General features: G+C 26.2%; 15 protein-coding genes. 14 read left to right on the top strand and 1 reads right to left on the bottom strand.

Translation table 11 applies throughout. The annotated features are described in order from the left end of the window. Window positions 1–43: 43 nt before the first annotated feature. A complete protein-coding gene (gene dnaK, locus AB4W77_RS00705; RefSeq protein WP_367681565.1) occupies window positions 44–1960 on the bottom strand; it encodes a molecular chaperone DnaK in 1917 nt (638 codons plus the stop codon). A gap of 565 nt (window positions 1961–2525) precedes the next feature. Here dnaK and ndhC point away from each other — a divergent pair. From ndhC to AB4W77_RS00775, 14 genes are all read left to right on the top strand, one after another. Beyond that, the gene (gene ndhC / locus AB4W77_RS00710) at window positions 2526–2912 is read left to right on the top strand and encodes an NADH-quinone oxidoreductase subunit A (RefSeq protein ID WP_367681566.1); all 387 of its coding nucleotides are present in this window, start codon (window positions 2526–2528) and stop codon (window positions 2910–2912) included. A 47-nt stretch (window positions 2913–2959) separates the two neighbouring features. After that, a complete protein-coding gene (locus tag AB4W77_RS00715; protein ID WP_367681567.1) occupies window positions 2960–3634 on the top strand; it encodes an NADH-quinone oxidoreductase subunit B family protein in 675 nt (224 codons plus the stop codon). A gap of 157 nt (window positions 3635–3791) precedes the next feature. After that, the gene (gene nuoC / locus AB4W77_RS00720; protein ID WP_367681568.1) at window positions 3792–5576 is read left to right on the top strand and encodes an NADH-quinone oxidoreductase subunit C/D; all 1785 of its coding nucleotides are present in this window, start codon (window positions 3792–3794) and stop codon (window positions 5574–5576) included. Then, entirely contained in the window at window positions 5577–6089 is a 513-nt protein-coding gene (nuoE, locus tag AB4W77_RS00725) for an NADH-quinone oxidoreductase subunit NuoE (protein WP_367681569.1), read from the top strand. Beyond that, window positions 6086–7399, top strand: coding sequence for an NADH-quinone oxidoreductase subunit NuoF (nuoF, locus tag AB4W77_RS00730; RefSeq protein WP_367681570.1), 1314 nt, complete (start codon window positions 6086–6088; stop codon window positions 7397–7399). The genes nuoE and nuoF overlap by 4 nt, the downstream gene beginning before the upstream one ends. An 82-nt stretch (window positions 7400–7481) precedes the next feature. Continuing rightward, window positions 7482–10208, top strand: coding sequence for an NADH-quinone oxidoreductase subunit NuoG (nuoG, locus tag AB4W77_RS00735; RefSeq protein WP_367681571.1), 2727 nt, complete (start codon window positions 7482–7484; stop codon window positions 10206–10208). Then, complete coding sequence (gene nuoH, locus AB4W77_RS00740; RefSeq protein ID WP_367681572.1) at window positions 10205–11176, top strand: NADH-quinone oxidoreductase subunit NuoH; 972 nt, start codon at window positions 10205–10207, stop codon at window positions 11174–11176. Before nuoG ends, nuoH begins: the two co-directional genes overlap by 4 nt. 24 nt (window positions 11177–11200) lie before the next feature. Continuing rightward, a complete protein-coding gene (nuoI, locus tag AB4W77_RS00745) occupies window positions 11201–11743 on the top strand; it encodes an NADH-quinone oxidoreductase subunit NuoI (RefSeq protein WP_367681573.1) in 543 nt (180 codons plus the stop codon). 10 nt (window positions 11744–11753) lie between these two features. Continuing rightward, the gene (gene nuoJ / locus AB4W77_RS00750; RefSeq protein ID WP_367681574.1) at window positions 11754–12254 is read left to right on the top strand and encodes an NADH-quinone oxidoreductase subunit J; all 501 of its coding nucleotides are present in this window, start codon (window positions 11754–11756) and stop codon (window positions 12252–12254) included. Between the two features lie 32 nt (window positions 12255–12286). Next, a complete protein-coding gene (nuoK, locus tag AB4W77_RS00755) occupies window positions 12287–12583 on the top strand; it encodes an NADH-quinone oxidoreductase subunit NuoK (protein ID WP_367681575.1) in 297 nt (98 codons plus the stop codon). A 2-nt stretch (window positions 12584–12585) separates the two neighbouring features. Then, window positions 12586–14454 (top strand): NADH-quinone oxidoreductase subunit L, encoded by a 1869-nt coding sequence (gene nuoL / locus AB4W77_RS00760; protein WP_367681576.1) that lies wholly within the window; start codon window positions 12586–12588, stop codon window positions 14452–14454. A 71-nt stretch (window positions 14455–14525) separates the two neighbouring features. Beyond that, entirely contained in the window at window positions 14526–16010 is a 1485-nt protein-coding gene (nuoM, locus tag AB4W77_RS00765) for an NADH-quinone oxidoreductase subunit M (protein ID WP_367681577.1), read from the top strand. Window positions 16011–16043: 33 nt separating this feature from the next. Beyond that, window positions 16044–17498 carry an NADH-quinone oxidoreductase subunit N gene (locus AB4W77_RS00770; RefSeq protein ID WP_367681578.1) on the top strand — a complete coding sequence of 485 codons (1455 nt, stop codon included), beginning with the start codon at window positions 16044–16046 and terminating at the stop codon, window positions 17496–17498. A 207-nt stretch (window positions 17499–17705) separates the two neighbouring features. Further along, on the top strand, window positions 17706–18674 hold the full coding sequence (locus tag AB4W77_RS00775) for a TerC family protein (RefSeq protein WP_367681579.1): 969 nt from the start codon (window positions 17706–17708) through the stop codon (window positions 18672–18674). Window positions 18675–18774: the final 100 nt, after the last annotated feature.

The following is an 18774-nucleotide window of genomic DNA, read 5'->3' on the forward strand; positions in this document are numbered from 1 at the left end:
TTTATTATTTAATTGATATCCTATGGTTAGGTAATAGAGGATGCTATTTTTTAGGATCTTTTATTTCTTCGAATTCCGCATCTACAACATTTTCTGTTTTTTTATTCGAAGAATCATGATTAGTATTAGATTGATTTGTTTGTGGTTTTTTTTGATTTTTTTCCATAAATTTTGAAGAAATTTCTAAAACCTTTTGTATTTTATTTTCTATTTCTGATTTATCTTCTTTTTGTAATGCTTGATCCAATTGATCTAATGATTTTTGAATTTCTTTTTTATTTTTTTCATCAAGTTTGTCTTTGTTCTCAGATAGTTGTTTTTTTACACTATGTGAAATTTGATCTCCTTGATTTCTAGTTTGAATTAATTCTTCAAATTTGCGATCTATTTCGGTATTTGCTTCAGCATCGGAAATCATCTTTTTTATTTCTGATTCATTTAAACCAGAAGAAGCTTTGATGGCAATTTTTTGTTCTTTTCCTGTATTTTTATCTTTTGCAGAAACGTGTAGAATACCGTCAGCATCTATATCAAAAGTAACTTCAATTTGGGGCATTCCTCGAGGAGCTGGTTGTATTCCATCTAAATTAAATTGTCCTAATGATTTATTATCTTTTGCCCTTTTTCTTTCTCCCTGTAGAACATGAATAGTAACCGCTGATTGATTATCTTCTGCTGTAGAGAACACTTGACTATGTTTTGTTGGTACCGTTGTGTTTTTACTTATTAATGATGTCATTATACCACCCATAGTTTCAATTCCTAGTGACAATGGAGTGACATCTAATAATAATACGTCTTTTACATCTCCAGATAAAACACCACCTTGTACAGCTGCACCAACAGCCACTGCTTCATCGGGATTAACATCTTTTCTAGGTTCTTTTCCGAAAAAATCAGCAACTTTTTTTTGTACCATAGGCATTCTAGTTTGACCACCAACCAAGATAACATCGTGTATATCTGATACGTTTAAGTTAGCGTCTTTTAGTGCTACTTTTAATGGTGAAATAGAACGTGTTACTAAATCTTCTACTAACGATTCTAGTTTGGAACGAGTAACTTTAATATTTAAATGTTTTGGTCCTAACGAATCGGCAGTAATGTAAGGTAAGTTAACATCAGTCTGTTGTGCTGAAGATAGTTCTATTTTTGCTTTTTCTGCAGCTTCTTTCAACCGTTGCATGGCTAGAGGATCATTTCTTAAATCAATAGTTTGTTCTTTTTTAAATTCTCCAACTAAATAATTAATTAGTCGACTATCAAAATCTTCTCCTCCAAGGTGAGTATCACCATTGGTAGCCAGTACTTCAAATGTTTTTTCTTTATCTACTTCGTCTATTTCAATTATAGAAATATCAAAAGTTCCTCCTCCCAAATCATAAACAGCAATAGTCTTATTCCCTTTACTTTTATCTAATCCATAAGCAAGAGCTGCTGCTGTTGGTTCATTAATAATTCTTTTTACTTCTAGACCTGCAATTCTTCCAGCATCTTTTGTTGCTTGTCTTTGTGCGTCATTAAAGTATGCAGGTACTGTAATTACAGCTTCTGTAACTTTTTCTCCTAGATAATCTTCTGCAGTTTTTTTCATTTTTTTTAAGACTTCTGCAGATATTTGAGGTGGTGCCATTTTTTTATTTTTTACATTTAGCCATGCATCACCATTATCCGACTTAATAATTTTGAAAGGCATAATTTTAATATCACGTTGTACTTCTTCATCTTGAAATCTTCTTCCTATTAAACGTTTTATAGCAAATAATGTATTTTTTGGATTAGTGATAGCTTGACGTTTAGCAGGTTGACCTACTAGAATTTCTTCGTCTTGGGTATATGCAATAATTGAAGGAGTAGTACGATCTCCTTCTGCATTTTCTAAAACTCGTGCTTTGTTGCCATCCATAATAGCAACACAAGAGTTAGTTGTGCCCAAGTCAATACCAATAATTTTACCCATTAAAATCTCCCATTTAAATATTTTGATAAATTGGGTTATTCAACTGTTATATAACTCTTTTCTTTAACCCGTCAAACAGGTTTATAAATTTTAAAAATTATGTTTGCGAATATTAGTTAGTATGGGGGCGCTTTCTCTATCATCAAGGTGTGTGTTAAAAATAATTATCTTCTTTCAGTTTTGTTATTGTTTTCTTGAACAAAATATAAGTTTTAAAAAATCCAAATTAAGAGGGTTTTATGTTAGTATTTTATTGTGAAATGTGTTGCATAAAAAAATATCTATTAATTTAAATATTTTAAAATACAAACATATTTAGTAGTAATAAACATTTTGATTAATTTTATTTTTATCAGTACTTTGTACTTTACAGATAAAATTCTTTTTTATGTTAAAAATGTTACTTTTAGGTAATTATTAAAAGTATATGAAATATTTTAAATTTATTTAAATTTTTAAGAATATATTTTTATATAAACATAATGATAATAAATGTATATTACTATAAACAATTTAATATTTATTAATTTGATTTCATTTTAAAAATTTTATTTGAGATAAAATAATGTCAGAAAATATTAGTTTTTTTACTCAATATTGGGCTTTTTCTTTTTTTATTTTGGGTGGATTTGGTATTTGTTTTTTTATGTTATTTTTAGGTTGGTTATGCGGAGGAAAATCATTTTCTAGAAATAAACATATTCCTTTTGAGTCTGGTATAAATGCTGTAGGAGATTGTTCTTTTCCTTTTTCTATTAAATTTTATCTTGTTGCAATGTTGTTTGTTATTTTTGATGTAGAAGCATTGTACTTATATGTGTGGACTATTGGTATATATGAAATAGGATGGATTGGTTTTATGGAAATTATTATGTTTGTATGTTCCTTATTGTTAGGATTATTTTATTTGATAAAAGAGAATGTATTAAATTGGGTGCCAAACAATAATTAAAAAATAATAGGGTTTTTAATTTTAAAAATTATAAATATAGGATTAAAATGGATTATACTTTGACTCGCGTAAATATTAATCGTAAAGGTAAAAAATATCCTGAACAGGATCAAAAAATAGTTTCTAATCCTTTCGAAAAATATATATATAAAAATGTATATATGGGAACTTTAAAAAAAGTATTACATGGTTTGGTAAATTGGGGTAGAAAAAATTCGTTGTGGCCTTATAACTTTGGTTTATCTTGTTGTTATGTAGAAATGGTTAGTGCTTTTACTTCTGTTCATGATATTGCTCGTTTTGGTTCAGAAGTATTGCGGGCATCTCCTAGACAAGCTGATTTTATGGTTATTGCTGGGACCCCTTTTATTAAAATGGCACCAGTTATTCAGAGATTATATGATCAAATGTTAGAACCGAAATGGGTAATTTCTATGGGTGCTTGTGCTAATTCAGGAGGTATGTATGATGTTTATTCTGTAATACAAGGGGTGGATAAATTTTTACCTGTGGACGTATATATTCCTGGATGTCCTCCTAGACCTGAAGCGTACATACAGGGATTAATGTTATTACAAGAATCAATTGATAAAGAACGTCGTCCATTGTCATGGATAGTAAAAGATCAAGGTATATATCGGGCTAATATGAAATCAGAAAAAGAAAGGAAAAGAACAAAAAAAATAAATGTAAAAAATATTTCTGTATCTGAAGAGATTTAATTTTTATAAAATATGTAATTATCTAAAAGTATTTTATTTGAGTTTATTTTATTAGATTTCTTGCATGATTAAAATCTTGTTTTATACCATTTAGAAGTACAATTATATAAAAAAAATAATTTTAAAAAATTAGTAAATACATTATATAGAAGCAAGTATGAGTAAAATTATATATAAAAAATGTAAAAATAAAAATAATTTTAATGATCCGATTATTCAAGAATTAAAAAATAATTTTGGTGATAATTCTTTTTTTATTCAATATACAAAAATGGATTTTCCTGTCATATGGATAGATAAAAATTTAATATTAGATATAGTAAAATTTTTGTATTGTGTATCTAAATCTTATAACTTTCTTTTTGATTTACATGGTGTAGATGAACGTCTTCGTTTAAATCGAAAGAATTTGCCTGATGCTGAGTTTTCAGTTTTTTATCATTTTATTTCTATAGAAAGAAATAGTGATATTGTTTTAAAAATTCCATTATTCTGTAATGATTTAAATGTATCGACAATTACTACTGTTTTTTTTAATGCTAATTGGTATGAAAGAGAGACATGGGAGATGTTTGGTATCACATTTAATAATCATCCAAATTTAACACGTATTATTATGCCAAAATCTTGGAAAGGTTATCCATTAAGGAAAGATTATCCAGCTAGAGCAACAGAATTTGATCCATTTTTTTTGACAAGACAAAAAGAAGATTCGGCGATGGAAGATTTAAATTTTAATCCAGAAGTATGGGGAATGAAAAAAAAAGATTCTAATGTTAATTATATGTTTTTAAATTTAGGACCAAATCACCCTTCTGCTCATGGTGCATTTAGAATTATTTTACAATTAGATGGTGAAGAAATTGTTGATTGTATGCCGGATATAGGATACCACCATCGAGGTGCAGAAAAAATAGCAGAACGTCAGTCTTGGCATAGTTATATTCCATATACTGATCGTATAGAATATCTTGGTGGTTGCGTTAATGAAATGCCTTATGTTTTAGCTGTAGAAAAATTAGCAGGTATTACGGTATCAAGCAGAGTAGAAGTAATTCGTGTAATGTTATCTGAGTTATTTCGCATCAATAGTCATTTATTATGTATATCTACATTTATTCAAGATGTTGGTTCGATGACTCCTGTTTTTCTTGCTTTTACTGATCGTCAAAAAATTTATGATTTAGTAGAATCTATTACAGGTGCAAGAATGCATCCTGCATGGTTTAGAATTGGGGGAATAGCGAGTGATTTACCTCTTGGATGGAATAAATTATTAAGAGATTTTTTAGATTGGATGCCAAAACGACTCGATATTTATGTATATTCTGCGTTAAAAAATAAAATTTTAGTGAGTAGAACCAAAGGAATTGCTGCCTATGGTAAAAAAGAAGCTTTAGATTGGGGAGTTACAGGTGCTGGTTTAAGAGCTACTGGGATAAGTTTTGATATAAGGAAAAATAGACCTTATTCGGGTTATGAAAATTTCGATTTTGATATTCCAATTGGAGATGGTGTTAGTGATTGTTATTCTCGTATAATGTTAAAAGTAGAAGAAATCAAACAAAGTTTATGTATTTTAAAACAATGTTTAAATAATATGCCATCCGGACCTTTTAAATCAGAACATCCTTTAACTACTCCTCCACCTAAAGATCGAGTACTGCAACATATTGAAACAATGATAACTCATTTTTTGCAGATGTCTTGGGGACCAGTTATACCTCCTAATGAAAGTTTTCAAATGATAGAAGCTACTAAGGGAATAAATAGTTACTATTTAATTAGTGATGGAGGAACTATGAGTTATCGTACAAGAATTCGTACACCTAGTTTTCCTCATTTGCAACAAATACCTTCAGTTATTCGAGGTAGTTTAATATCAGATTTAATTGTTTATTTAGGTAGTATTGATTTTGTAATGTCAGACGTGGATCGTTAAATGGTGATAAATAAAATAATAAAAACATGTTCGGTTAATATTGAATTTAAATTAACTGATTTTGAAAAAAATGAGATAAAAAATAAAATTAGAAATTACGAAAATTCTCGTGCTGTATCTATAGAAGCTTTAAAAATTGTTCAAAAAAAAAGATCATGGATTTCTGATGAAGCTATTATAGCTATATCTAACGTATTAGGTATTTCAGCTGTAGATGTTGAGGAAGTTGCTACTTTTTATAATCAAATATTTCGTCAACCAGTGGGTTGTAATATTATAAGGTATTGCGATAGCATCGTTTGCTTTATAAATGGATATAAAGGTATTCGAGATGTGTTAGAGGATTTTCTAAAAATTAAATCAGGAGAAACCACTAAAGACGGATTATTTACTTTGTTACCTACTTGTTGCTTAGGTAATTGTGATCAGGGTCCTGTTATAATGATTAATGAAGATGTATATTTTAATTTAAAAAAAACTAAAATTTTAACTTTATTAGATAAGTATAAATGAAAAAAAAATTACATACAGCTGAAACACATCCTTTAACTTGGTGGATTAACGGTAAAAGAGATACTGTTTGGTTTAAGGAATATAGGAATAAAAATGGATATAAATCTGTAGAAAAAGTATTTAATAATTTTCTTCCAATAGAAATTATTAATTTAGTTAAAGATTCTGGACTTAAAGGTCGAGGAGGTGCTGGTTTTTTGACAGGAGTGAAATGGAGTTTAATGTCTGAAAATATAGGTTTGGAAAATCGTTATTTGATATGTAATGCTGATGAAATGGAGCCTGGAACTTATAAAGATAAATTTTTAATGGAATATATACCTCATCAGTTAATAGAAGGAATATTACTTGGAGCTTTTGCTCTACAAGTTAAACGTGCTTATATATTTTTACGTGGAGAGTATTTTTTAGCAGAAAAGATTTTGCATAAAGCTATTTATGAAGCTAATCAAGCGGGTTTTTTAGGGAAAAATATTTTAGATAGTGGAATTGATTTAGAAATTATTTTACATAGTGGAGCAGGTCGTTATATTTGTGGTGAAGAAACAGCATTAATTAATTCGTTAGAAGGTAAAAGAGCAAATCCAAGAGCTAAACCACCGTTTCCTGCTACAGTGGGTTTATGGGGTAAACCGACTTGTATTAATAATGTAGAGACATTATCTAATATTCCATCTATTGTTTTGCATGGTACACAATGGTACAAAAATTTATCAAATAGTGATGATACTGGTACGAAAATAATGGGTTTTTCTGGGAAAGTAAATAATTCAGGTTTATGGGAATTACCTTTCGGTATCACAGCTAGAGAACTATTATATAATTATGCAGGTGGAATGCAGAGCGGTTTAAAATTAAAAGCATGGCAGCCAGGTGGTGCAAGTACAGGTTTTTTAACTGAAGAACATTTGGATATTAAAATGGATTTTTCTAGTTTTAACAGTATAGGAAGTCGTTTGGGAACAGGATTAGCTATGGCTGTTGATAATACTATTAATATGGTTTCTGTAGTTTTAAATTTAGAAAATTTTTTTTCACGAGAATCATGTGGATTATGTACTCCGTGTCGAGATGGTTTACCATGGGTAGTAAAAATTTTACAAGCATTAGAAAAAAAGAACGGTAGTATTGATGATATAGAAGTATTAGAAGATCTTTGTAAAAAAATGGGTCCTGGAAAAACATTTTGCGCTCATGCTCCAGGAGCAGTTTCTCCTTTGCAAAGTGCTATAAAATATTTTAGATCGGATTTTGAAAATGGATTAAATAGAAATAAAAAAAATAATAATATATGGAAAGGTGATAATTAAAATAATATTTTTGGATTTTTTTAATAAGAGGAAATTGTAATTTATTTTTTTGCGCAATTTTAATTTTAAATTGGATTCTTTAATGGCTAAAATTTATGTTGATGGTGAAAAGTATAATGTAGATGCATCTGATAATTTATTACATGCATGTTTATCGTTGGGTATAAATATTCCTTATTTCTGTTGGCATCCAATTTTGGGTAGCGTTGGATCATGTCGTCAATGTGCAGTTACAAAATATGATACTTTAAATTCAGAAAAAGGAAATTTAATCATATCTTGTATGACTCCTGCTTTAGATGGAACAATTATTTCTACTAAAGATATTGAATCGATAGCTTTTCGTAAGGGAATAATAGAATTATTAATGACTAATCATCCTCATGATTGTCCTGTATGTGAAGAAGGAGGAAACTGTCATTTACAAGATATGACAGTGATGACGGGACATAGTTTACGTCGTTATCGTTTTACTAAAAGGACACATAAAAATCAATATTTAGGACCTTTTATATCTCATGAAATGAATCGTTGTATAGGTTGTTATCGTTGTATACGGTATTATAAAGATTATGCAGATGGAAAAGATTTGGGAGTATATGGTACAAGTAATAATATTTATTTTGGGAGGTTAAAAGATGGTTCATTAGAAAATGAACATTCTGGTAATCTAGTTGAAATATGTCCTACAGGTGTATTTACCGATAAAACTTATTCTGAACACTATCATAGAAAATGGGATATGCAGTACGCTCCCAGTGTTTGTAATTATTGTAGCATTGGTTGTAATATTAGTGTTGGAGAACGTTATGGTGAAATATGTAGGATTGAGAATCGATATCATGGTGCGATTAATCGTTATTTGATTTGTGATTTAGGTCGTTTTGGTTATGGTTATTCTAATATCACTAATCGACCGATAAAATCTTATTATCAAAAAAAAGATCAAATCTTATTTTTAAATGATTCTCAAGCTATTTTAAAAGCAACTGATTTATTAATGAAATCTAATAAAATATTAGGAATTGGTTCTTATAGAGCAAGTATAGAAAGTAATTTTGCTTTAAAAGAAATGGTTGGGAACGAAAATTTTTCTACAGGATTTTTGTCAGATGAGCAAGATTGTATAGAATTAATTGTTGATATTTTAAAAAATAGTGGAATTTATATACCGACTTTATGTGAGATAGAAACTTACGACGTTATTTTAATATTAGGAGAAGATTTAACTCAGGTCGCTCCTAGAATGGCTTTATCAGTTAGACAGGCCGTAAAATCAAAAGTATTTAAAATTGCTAAACTTAAAAATATTCCAAAATGGCATAGTCAGGGATTATTGAATATATCTCAAAATATGAAAAATAATTTGTTTATTACTAACGTGGATCAAACTGGATTAGATGATTTATCTACATGGAGTTATGTTGCATCGGTTGATGATCAGATATCTTTAGCAGGTGCTATTGCTAATGGAATAAACAAAGAAATTCCTATGCCTGTTAATTTTAATAAGACATTTTTACATCAGAAATCAATTATTGTTAAAGCATTATTAAATAGTAAAAAATCTTTAATTATTTCTGGATCACATTCTCGTAATGTTGATTTAATTAAAGCTTCTTTTAATATTGCTTTAGCTTTAAAAAAGTTAGATAAAAATGTCGGTCTTAGTTTAATCACGTCTGGTAGTAATAGTATAGGTGTTGGTTTAATGAAAGGAATCTCTTTAAATCAAGCATTGGATCATATTAATGACAAAAAATACGATGCTATTGTTATTTTAGAAAATGATTTACATAGATCATTATTAAAAGAACAGTTACATTTAATTTTTAACTGTGTGCGTAATATTATAGTTATAGATTATAAATCTAATAATATAATTCATAATAGAAAATTATTTCTTTCTGCGGCAAATTTTTTTGAAAGTTCAGGTACAGTTATTAATTATGAGGGTCGGGTTCAACGTTTTTTTAAAGTTTATGATCCAAAATTTTATGATAATGAAATAGGTAAATTAGAAAGTTGGAGATGGTTGTATTCTATATCTATGCGAATTAAAAAAGATAATTCTGTTTGGAATAATATTGATGATATTATTGATGATATTATTCTGAATATTCCTGATTTTAAAGATATAAAAAGTTTTTTACCACAATCTTCTTTTCGTATTTTTGGTCAAAAAATAGCTCGTTCTCCGCATCGTTCTAGTGGTCGTACTGCATTGCGTGCTGATATTAGCGTTCATGAACCAAGACAACCTCAAGATTTTGATTCAATGTTTTCTTTTTCCATGGAAGGGAGTCAACAATCATATAAATATTCTTCCTATATTCCTTTTGCTTGGAGTCCAGGTTGGAATTCTCCACAAGCGTGGAACAAATTTCAGAATAAAATTAACGGTAGTTTATTACATGGTGATTCTGGGTTTTGTTTATTTAGAAATAAAAAAAGAAGTAAGATTAATTTTTTTAAGGTTATTCCTAATGTTAATAGATATAAAAATAATTATCGTATCGTTCCGTATTATTTTTTATTTGGAACAGAAGAAATTACTCAAAATACACCGGTATTAGAAAAAAAAATACCTGTGCCTTTTGGTATCATTGGAATATTAGATGCTAAAGATAACTTTTTTAAGACAGATTCTTACATAGAATTTTTTTGTTTGGGAGAAAAATTTCATATAAAAATTCGTATTTCAAATAAATTATCACCTGGTCAAATTGGTTTGCCATTGGGTATGTCAGGTTTTCCTTTGATTCTTGCTGGAAAAAAAATTAAAAAAATTCGGGAGATATTAGAATGATTTTCTCTTATTTTTTTTCAACATATTTAGTATTATCTATTTTAAAATCTTTTTTTATGTTATTTACATTGGTATTTTCTGCTGCCTATTTAACTTTGATAGAAAGAAAGTGGTTAGCTTGGTTTCAAAATAGATATGGTCCTAATCGAGTAGGTTATTTTGGTTCATTACAGATATTTGCAGATATGATCAAAATGATTTTTAAAGAAGATTGGATTCCTATCTTTAGTGATCGTTGGATTTTCATTTTAGCACCTGTAATATCTTTTATATCGTTTTTATTGGTCATGGCGATAGTTCCAATTTCTCCTAATTTTTTCATTATTAATTTAGATATTGGTGTTTTATTTTTTTTAATGATGTCAGCTTTATCAATATATTCTATTTTATTTGCTGGTTGGGCTAGTCATAATAAATATGCTTTGTTAGGTGCTATACGGGCAGTTGCTCAAACATTAAGTTATGAAGTATTTTTAGGTTTATCATTAATGGGGGTAGTTGCTAAAGCGGGTTCTTTTAATTTGATAGATATTGTTAATAATCAATCTCATTTATGGAATATAATACCGCAATTTTTTGGTTTTTTGACTTTTTTTATATCGGGATTAGCATTGTGTCATAGACATCCTTTTGATCAACCAGAATCTGAACAGGAATTGGCAGATGGTTATCATATAGAATATTCAGGTATGAAATTTGGTTTATTTTTTATTGGTCAGTATATTTCTATCATTACTATATCTAGTTTAATGACTATCATGTTTTTCGGTGGTTGGTATGGTCCTTGGTTACCTTTTTATTTTTGGTTTATTATTAAAACTATTTTTTTTGTTTTTTTGTTCATACTAATAAGAGCAGCTTTACCTAGACCTAGGTATGATAAAGTAATGTTATTTGGATGGAAATTTTGTTTTCCTGTGACATTAATAAATTTGCTATTTACTGGTTTTATTTTGTTGTTATTTTAATTCTTAAGGATATTTCTTAAACATATGACTTTAAAAGACATTTTTTTTGGTTTTTTTAGCCAAATACGTAGTATTTGGTTAATAGGTATTCGAATTTTTTATAAAAAAGAGACAAGAATGTATCCTGACGAAAAAATACATATATCACCTAGATATAGAGGAAGAATTATTTTAACCAGGAATACAGATGGTGAAGAACGTTGTGTTGCCTGCAATTTATGTTCTGTTGTTTGTCCTGTTGATTGTATTTCATTAAAAAAATCTAAAATGGATAATCAACGTTGGTATCCAAAATTTTTTCGGATTAATTTTTCTAGATGTATTTTTTGTGGATTATGTGAAGAAGCTTGTCCTACTTCTGCTATTCAATTAAGTACCGATTTTGAATTAGGAGAATTTAAAAGACAAGATTTAGTTTATGAGAAAGAAGATTTACTAATTTCAGGTCAAGGTAAATATCCTGATTATAATTTTTATAAATTTACTGGTGTTTCTGTTACAGGAAAAAATCCTGGTGATTTAAAATATGAAGATAAACCTATTGATGTAAAGACATTATTACCTTAAGGAGACAATTATGGTGGAATTGGTGTTTTATATTTTGGGAATTATATCAATTGTTTCTACTATATTTGTAATATTACATTCAAATCCAGTATATGCTTTGATTTACTTTATTATTTCTCTTTTATCCATTTCAGGTATCTTTTTTATATTAGGAGGTATTTTTGCAGCTGTTTTAGAAATTATTATTTATGCTGGAGCCATAATGGTATTGTTTATTTTTGTTTTGATGTTATTAAATCTTGGTACAGTTATGGAAAAACAGGAAAAAAAATGGTTAAAGGAAGTTAATTGGATCAAAATTAGTATTTTATTTTTGTTTTTTTTTATAACTATAATTTACGGATTATCATTTATTGATGATCTTAATGTTTTTAATACATTAATTAATACAAAAATGGTAGGCATAAGTTTATTTGGTCCTTATGTATTTATTGTTGAATTGTCATCGATATTATTATTGAGTGCATTAGTGGTAGTATTCCATTTTGGAAAAGAAAAAATAAAAGAATAAATTTTATTTAACACATTGTAAGGAATATTGTTATGGTGTCTATTTTTCATGGATTGGTTTTATCTTCTATTTTATTCATACTAGGTACTGTTGCTGTTGTTGTTCGTCGTAATATTTTATTTATGTTAATAGGTTTAGAAATTATGATGAATGCAGTAGCGTTGGCTTTTATAGTTATTGGCAGTTATTGGGGACAAGCTGACGGACAAATAATGTATATTTTAATTATAACTGTTGCTGCATCAGAAGCTAGTATAGGTTTGGCATTATTATTGCAATTGTACAGACGTCATAAAACATTAGATATTGATCTACTTAATAGGATATGAAGATGAGTATTATTTATCTTGTTATTTTATTTCCATTACTTGGTTTTTTGTTAATATCTTTTTTTAATCAATTTTTAACTAAAAAGTACATAGCATGGATAGGAATTTCTTCAATTGCTTTTTCAACGTTGATAACGTTCTATGTTGTAAATATATTTTTAAAATGTAAAGATAGTAAAGTTATTCTATACAAATTATGGCATTGGATTCATATTGAAAAGTTTTTTGTAGATTTTAATTTGTTATTAGATGGATTATCTATAACAATGTTGGTTATGATTACTTGTATTGGGTTCTTAATTAGTATTTATTCTAATGAATATATGAGAAATTCAGAAGGTTTTTCTCGTTTTTTTTCGTATATAAATTTTTTTATTGCCAGTATGTTATTGTTGATTTTATCTGATAATTTAATTCTTATGTTTTTTGGTTGGGAATTAGTAGGATTATGTTCTTATTTATTAATTGGTTTTTATTTTACAGAAGTAAAAAATTGTTTTTCTGCAATAAAAGCATTTATTATTACTCGTATTGGGGATTTATTTTTATTATTTGCTTTTTTTTTAGTTTATCAAAAATTTGGTTCTTTAAGTTTTTCTGATTTAGAATTGATATCAGAAAATAGTTTTTTGATATTACATAACGAGTCTTTAAAATGGATAACAGTTTGTATGATGATAGGGGCATTAGGAAAATCAGCACAAGTACCAATGCATACTTGGTTAACTGATGCTATGGTAGGACCAACTCCTGTTTCAGCTTTAATTCATGCTGCTACTATGGTGACAGCAGGAATATATTTAATATGTAGAATACATGGTTTATTTATTCTAACTCCTGAAATATTAAATTTTTTATCTGTTATAGGTATAGTTACAATATTAATTGCAAGTATGTCTGCTTTAGTACAAAAAAATGTTAAATGTATATTAGCTTATTCTACTATGAGTCAAATTGGTTATATGTTTTTAGGATTAGGAGTGCAAGCTTGGTATGCTGTTATTTTTCATTTAGTAGTGCATGCTATATTTAAAGCGTTGTTATTTCTTTCTGCAGGATCGATTATTTTGTCTTGTAATAATGAAAAAAACATTTTTAAAATGGGTGGTTTACATAAAAAATTATTTTTTGAATATGCATGTTTTTTACTTGGAGGAAGTTCGTTAATTGGTTTTCCTATTATTAGTGCAGGATTTTATAGTAAAGGTTCTATTTTATTAGAAATATATAGATATCAAAATTTTTATTTTTTATTAATGGCATTAATAGGAACGTTTTTAACTGCTATATATACATGTAAGATTATTTTTTTAGTTTTTCATGGTAGAAAGACTATTATTGTTGTTAATAATAAATCTTTAAGTTTCAGAATTCCATTAATAATATTAGGAATATTTTCCACGTTTATAAGTTCTTTAATAGTATTGCCTTTATCCAATGTTTTTTTTACACATAGTTTTTTAGAATCTGATAAATTAGCATTAGAGTGTTATTCTAGTATATCAACAATCATTGGTATTTGGATTGCATATAACATATGGATTACAAGGAATAAAATTATTTTATTTTTGATAAGTACTAAATTAATTAGTTTTTTTTATAATTTTTGTTTGAAAGGATTATATTTTGATTATTTATATTATTTATTTTTTACAAAGTTATATTTAATAATATCTAATTTATTATCATATGATCCATGTAAATATATAATAAATATTCCTGTAAATGTTTTAATTTTTTTTAATAAAAAATTATTAATTACTGTTAATGGTTATTTGCGTTGGTATGTGACATCAATAATTATGGGTACAACAGTTATTTTGGTTTCAATATTAATTTTTTTCCGATATCATTTTATATTTTTTTACTAAATATGAATGATAATATTTATTAAACTTAATAAACAAATACTTAAGATAAAAAGCATAGGAAAATAATTAACATGTTTCTTTTATTATTAATTATAGTCCCTTTTTTTGGTGCTGTATTATGTTGGCAATCGGAACGTTTTAGTATTCAATTGCCACGTTGGATTGCATTAATTACAATGGGAATAACACTAATATTTACATTGCAAATTTGGTTAAATAGTTTTTTTTTAGTTCCCAAAAAAATATTATTGTCAAAATCTTGGATTTCTGAATTTTTAGTTCCTTGGATTCCAAAATTTGGTATCGATTTTCATTTAGGAATTGATGGATTATCTATTTTAATGGTTTTTTTGACAAGTTTTTTAGGAATTATATCTGTTTTATGTTCCTGGAATGAAATTAAAAGACATCAAGGTTTATTTTATTTTCATTTAATATGGTTATTAGGATCAGTGTTGGGTGTTTTTTTAGCTATTGATTTGTTTTTATTTTTCTTTTTTTGGGAAATAATGTCGGTTCCTATGTATTTTTTGGTAACATTATGGGGTCACAGAGAAAAATATAGTCATGATTGTGTGAAAGTAGCGAATAAATTTTTTCTTTATTCTCAATTTTCTGGATTGATAATGTTAATTGGTATTATATCTTTGGTTTTTGCGCATTATTATATTTCGAACATTTGGACTTTTAATTATAATTTATTATTAAATACTCCAATGAATGCAGAATTAGAATTTTTTTTAATGTTATGTTTTTTTTTAGCTTTTGCAGTAAAAATGCCCATAGTACCGTTTCATAATTGGTTACCAGATTTTCACGCTTATGCACCAACAGCTGGTTCTGTTGATTTATCTGGTATTTTATTGAAGACGGCAGCATATGGTTTATTACGATTTTCTATTTCTCTTTTTCCACAAGCTTCTTTTACTTTTTCTACATTTGTAATGTATTTGGGAATTTTTACTATTTTTTATAGTGCATGGATGGCTTTTTCTCAAGATGATATAAAGAAATTAGTTGCTTACGGATCTATTTCTAATATGGGATTTATCTTAATTTCTATTTATGCTAATAATAGAATTGCTTATGAAGGGGCTGTAGTACAAATGTTAGCACATGGAGTATCTACGGCTGCATTATTTGTCTTGATAGGTCAATTATATGAACGTGTTTATACCAGGGATATGAATAAAATGGGAGGATTATGGTTAAAAATAAAATGGATACCTGCTTTTTCTTTATTTTTTTCTATAGCTAATATAGGTATGCCTGGTACAGGAAATTTTGTAGGTGAATTTTTGATTTTGATGGGTCTTTTTAATTTTTCTCCTTTATTTTCAAGTATATCTATTTTGATTTTTATTTTTTCTTCTATTTACTCTTTAAAAATGATACAACGTACTTATTACGGAATATCAACAAAGACATTTAAAATTAATCATATGACATACAGAGAATTTTTTATAATTTTTTGTTTGATGTTAATGTTAATTTTATTAGGTTTATTCCCTCAAATTGTTTTAGATACTGTGTACTTGTCACTATATAATTTTTAGTATTTTTTCTATTTAATTAAACGGTTTTTTATAATGATGATAAATATTCAGCAATTAATAGGATTAATTCCTTTTTTAATTTTGCTATCAACAGTAATGATATTACTGTTTTTTATTTCATGTAAGCGGAATCATTTTATAATTTATATTATTAGTATAATTAGTTTATTAGCATCAATAATATCTTTATATTTTGTTTATCAAGTAGTTCCAATTGATATCAGTATATTATTTTATATTAATAAAGTATCTATTTTGTATATTGGAATGATTCTTTTTTCTACTTTATTATCTGTTTTTTTAGCTTATCCTTATTTATTAAGTAAATTTTTAAATAAAGAGGAATTTTATCTTTTTTTATTATTTTCTACTTTGGGTAGTATAAGTTTGGTTATTTCTAATCATATGGCCAGTTTATTTATTAGTATCGAATTGATGACTTTGCCTATGTTAGGGTTAATTGGTTATGAATATTGTCAAAAAAAAATATTAGAATCTGTTGTAAAATATGCTATATTGTCTGCTTTTGTATCTTCTTTTTTATTATTTGGAATGGCTTTTATATATTCTATATCAGGTAATCTCAGTTTTTTTTCATTAGGAAATTATCTTAATTTACATGTTTTACGTGAGACTAATATAGTATTATTATTTGGTTTTAGTTTAATTTTAATTTCATTTATTTTTAAATTATCCATAATACCTTTTCATTTATGGACCTCAGATGTGTATGAAGGAATGTCTTATACATCTATATTTTTTCTTTCTACTGTTAGTAAAATTGCTACTTTTAGTATATTAAGTAGATTTTTTATGTATGTTCCTGTTAAAGAAATTACAGTATTATATTTTATTTTGGAAATATTATCATTTCTTTCTATTTTTTTTGGTAATCTAATGGCTTTATTCCAAAATAAATTAAAAAGATTATTAGCATATTCATCTATATCTCATTTGGGATATGTATTAATAGGATTAATATTAATTAATGATCAACATATTTCTGAAGAAGCAATAAGTATTATTTTTATAGGTTATATATTGACTAATTTTACTGTATTAGGTTTGTTAAATCAATTTTCGATACATTATGCATGTCATGATACGGATGTTTTAAATTTTTATCGTGGTTTATTTTGGAAAAATCCTGTTATTACTATTTTTTTTACAATAATGATGCTTTCTTTTGCAGGATTTCCCATGAGCATTGGTTTTATTGGTAAGTTTTATTTAATTTTATTAATTGTACATGAAAAATCTTTACTATTAGGATTTGGTTTTTTATTAGGTAGTATTATAGGATTTTATTATTATTTACGAATAATTATTAATTTTTATTTAACACCATTGAAAGATCATAAATACAATGTTGAGAATTTTTTGAAAAATAAATTTGATAATATATTAATATTAATGTCATCTTTAACAGTGATATTTTTTGGTTTATTTCCAGAATATTTAATAGATTTACTTCAATTAATAAGGTAATTTTTATAAAATTGTGTAAATTGTTTTTTATTTCTAATAAAATTAAATATTATTGATTTTTTTATAAGAAAATTAATTTTTTCAATAAAAATATGTATTTTATGTTTATAAATAGCTATTATTATATTTGACAAATATATCATAAATATTTTTTTAGTAATGTTATTGTTAATAATTTTAATTTTTAATTAAAGAGATTGGTATAGTATGCATACTATAGGAACACCGTTTCTTTGGATAACTTTTAGTATGTTATCTATTGTGATGATATTAAGTGAGATAGTATTACAAAAGACAAAAATATTTATTAAAAAGCCTTTAAAATCATCAATTTTATTTTCCTTATTATGGTTGAGTGTTGTTTTTTTATTTTCTATAATATTGTGGTTTTCTGTAAAAAAAAATATTAATATTAATATTGCAAATGTAACAACATTATCTTTTTTTAGTAGTTATTTTTTAGAGCAATTGTTATCTGTAGATAATATTTTAATATGGTTTTTATTATTTCGTCATTTTTCAATACCAATAATTTATCATCGTAAGGTACTGGTGTATGGTTTATTAGGAGCAACAGTATTCCGTATAATGATTATTTTTTTTGGAAATTGGTTTTTGTATAAATATAATTGGATACTTTATGTTTTTGGTATTATTGTTTTATATACTGGTGTTAAAATGATATTTCTTAAAAATAATAATACTGTAATTTTACCTAAAAATAGAAGGATAGTTTGGATTTATAGAATATTAAGAATTACCTCTGAGTTAAAAAAAGATAAATTTTTTTTATGGGAAAATGGTGTATTTTTTTTTACTCCTTTATTTCTAGTTTCTATTTTAATTGAACTAAGTGATATTATTTTTGCTATAGATAGTATTTCAGCTGTATTTTCTATAACTACAGATCCTTTTATTATTATTACTTCTAATTTATTATCTATATTTAATTTACGTTCTATGTATTTTTTATTATCTTTTTTAGAAACAGAAATTAATTTTATTAAATATGGTATTGGATTTGTATTAATATTTATTGGTTTTAAAATTTTATTTGGAAAATTTTTATGTATTTCAGAATATTTTTATATGATAATCATAGGTTTTTTTTTAATCATAAGTATTTTTTTAAATATTTTTTACATAGTAAAAAAAATGTTTTTTAAAAAAAAGTAATATTAAAATTTTGAGAATATAATATTTTATACTGATATGTTTGTATAATAAGATAATAAAATTAATGTATTTTAGATCAAAATAATATTGTTTATTTGAT

The organism is Buchnera aphidicola (Pemphigus immunis), assembly GCF_964059115.1.
GTDB classification, from domain to species: Bacteria; Pseudomonadota; Gammaproteobacteria; order Enterobacterales; family Enterobacteriaceae; genus Buchnera_C; species Buchnera_C aphidicola_C.

Coding starts and splice junctions, on each gene's coding strand:
- ndhC (WP_367681566.1), top strand. CDS start 2,526: ATGTCAGAAAATATTAGTTTTTTTACTCAATATTGGGCTTTTTCTTTT.
- dnaK (WP_367681565.1), bottom strand. CDS start 1,960: ATGGGTAAAATTATTGGTATTGACTTGGGCACAACTAACTCTTGTGTT.
- AB4W77_RS00775 (WP_367681579.1), top strand. CDS start 17,706: ATGCATACTATAGGAACACCGTTTCTTTGGATAACTTTTAGTATGTTA.
- nuoF (WP_367681570.1), top strand. CDS start 6,086: ATGAAAAAAAAATTACATACAGCTGAAACACATCCTTTAACTTGGTGG.
- nuoH (WP_367681572.1), top strand. CDS start 10,205: ATGATTTTCTCTTATTTTTTTTCAACATATTTAGTATTATCTATTTTA.
- nuoJ (WP_367681574.1), top strand. CDS start 11,754: ATGGTGGAATTGGTGTTTTATATTTTGGGAATTATATCAATTGTTTCT.
- nuoG (WP_367681571.1), top strand. CDS start 7,482: ATGGCTAAAATTTATGTTGATGGTGAAAAGTATAATGTAGATGCATCT.
- AB4W77_RS00770 (WP_367681578.1), top strand. CDS start 16,044: ATGATGATAAATATTCAGCAATTAATAGGATTAATTCCTTTTTTAATT.
- nuoM (WP_367681577.1), top strand. CDS start 14,526: ATGTTTCTTTTATTATTAATTATAGTCCCTTTTTTTGGTGCTGTATTA.
- nuoI (WP_367681573.1), top strand. CDS start 11,201: ATGACTTTAAAAGACATTTTTTTTGGTTTTTTTAGCCAAATACGTAGT.
- nuoL (WP_367681576.1), top strand. CDS start 12,586: ATGAGTATTATTTATCTTGTTATTTTATTTCCATTACTTGGTTTTTTG.
- nuoE (WP_367681569.1), top strand. CDS start 5,577: ATGGTGATAAATAAAATAATAAAAACATGTTCGGTTAATATTGAATTT.
- AB4W77_RS00715 (WP_367681567.1), top strand. CDS start 2,960: ATGGATTATACTTTGACTCGCGTAAATATTAATCGTAAAGGTAAAAAA.
- nuoC (WP_367681568.1), top strand. CDS start 3,792: ATGAGTAAAATTATATATAAAAAATGTAAAAATAAAAATAATTTTAAT.
- nuoK (WP_367681575.1), top strand. CDS start 12,287: ATGGTGTCTATTTTTCATGGATTGGTTTTATCTTCTATTTTATTCATA.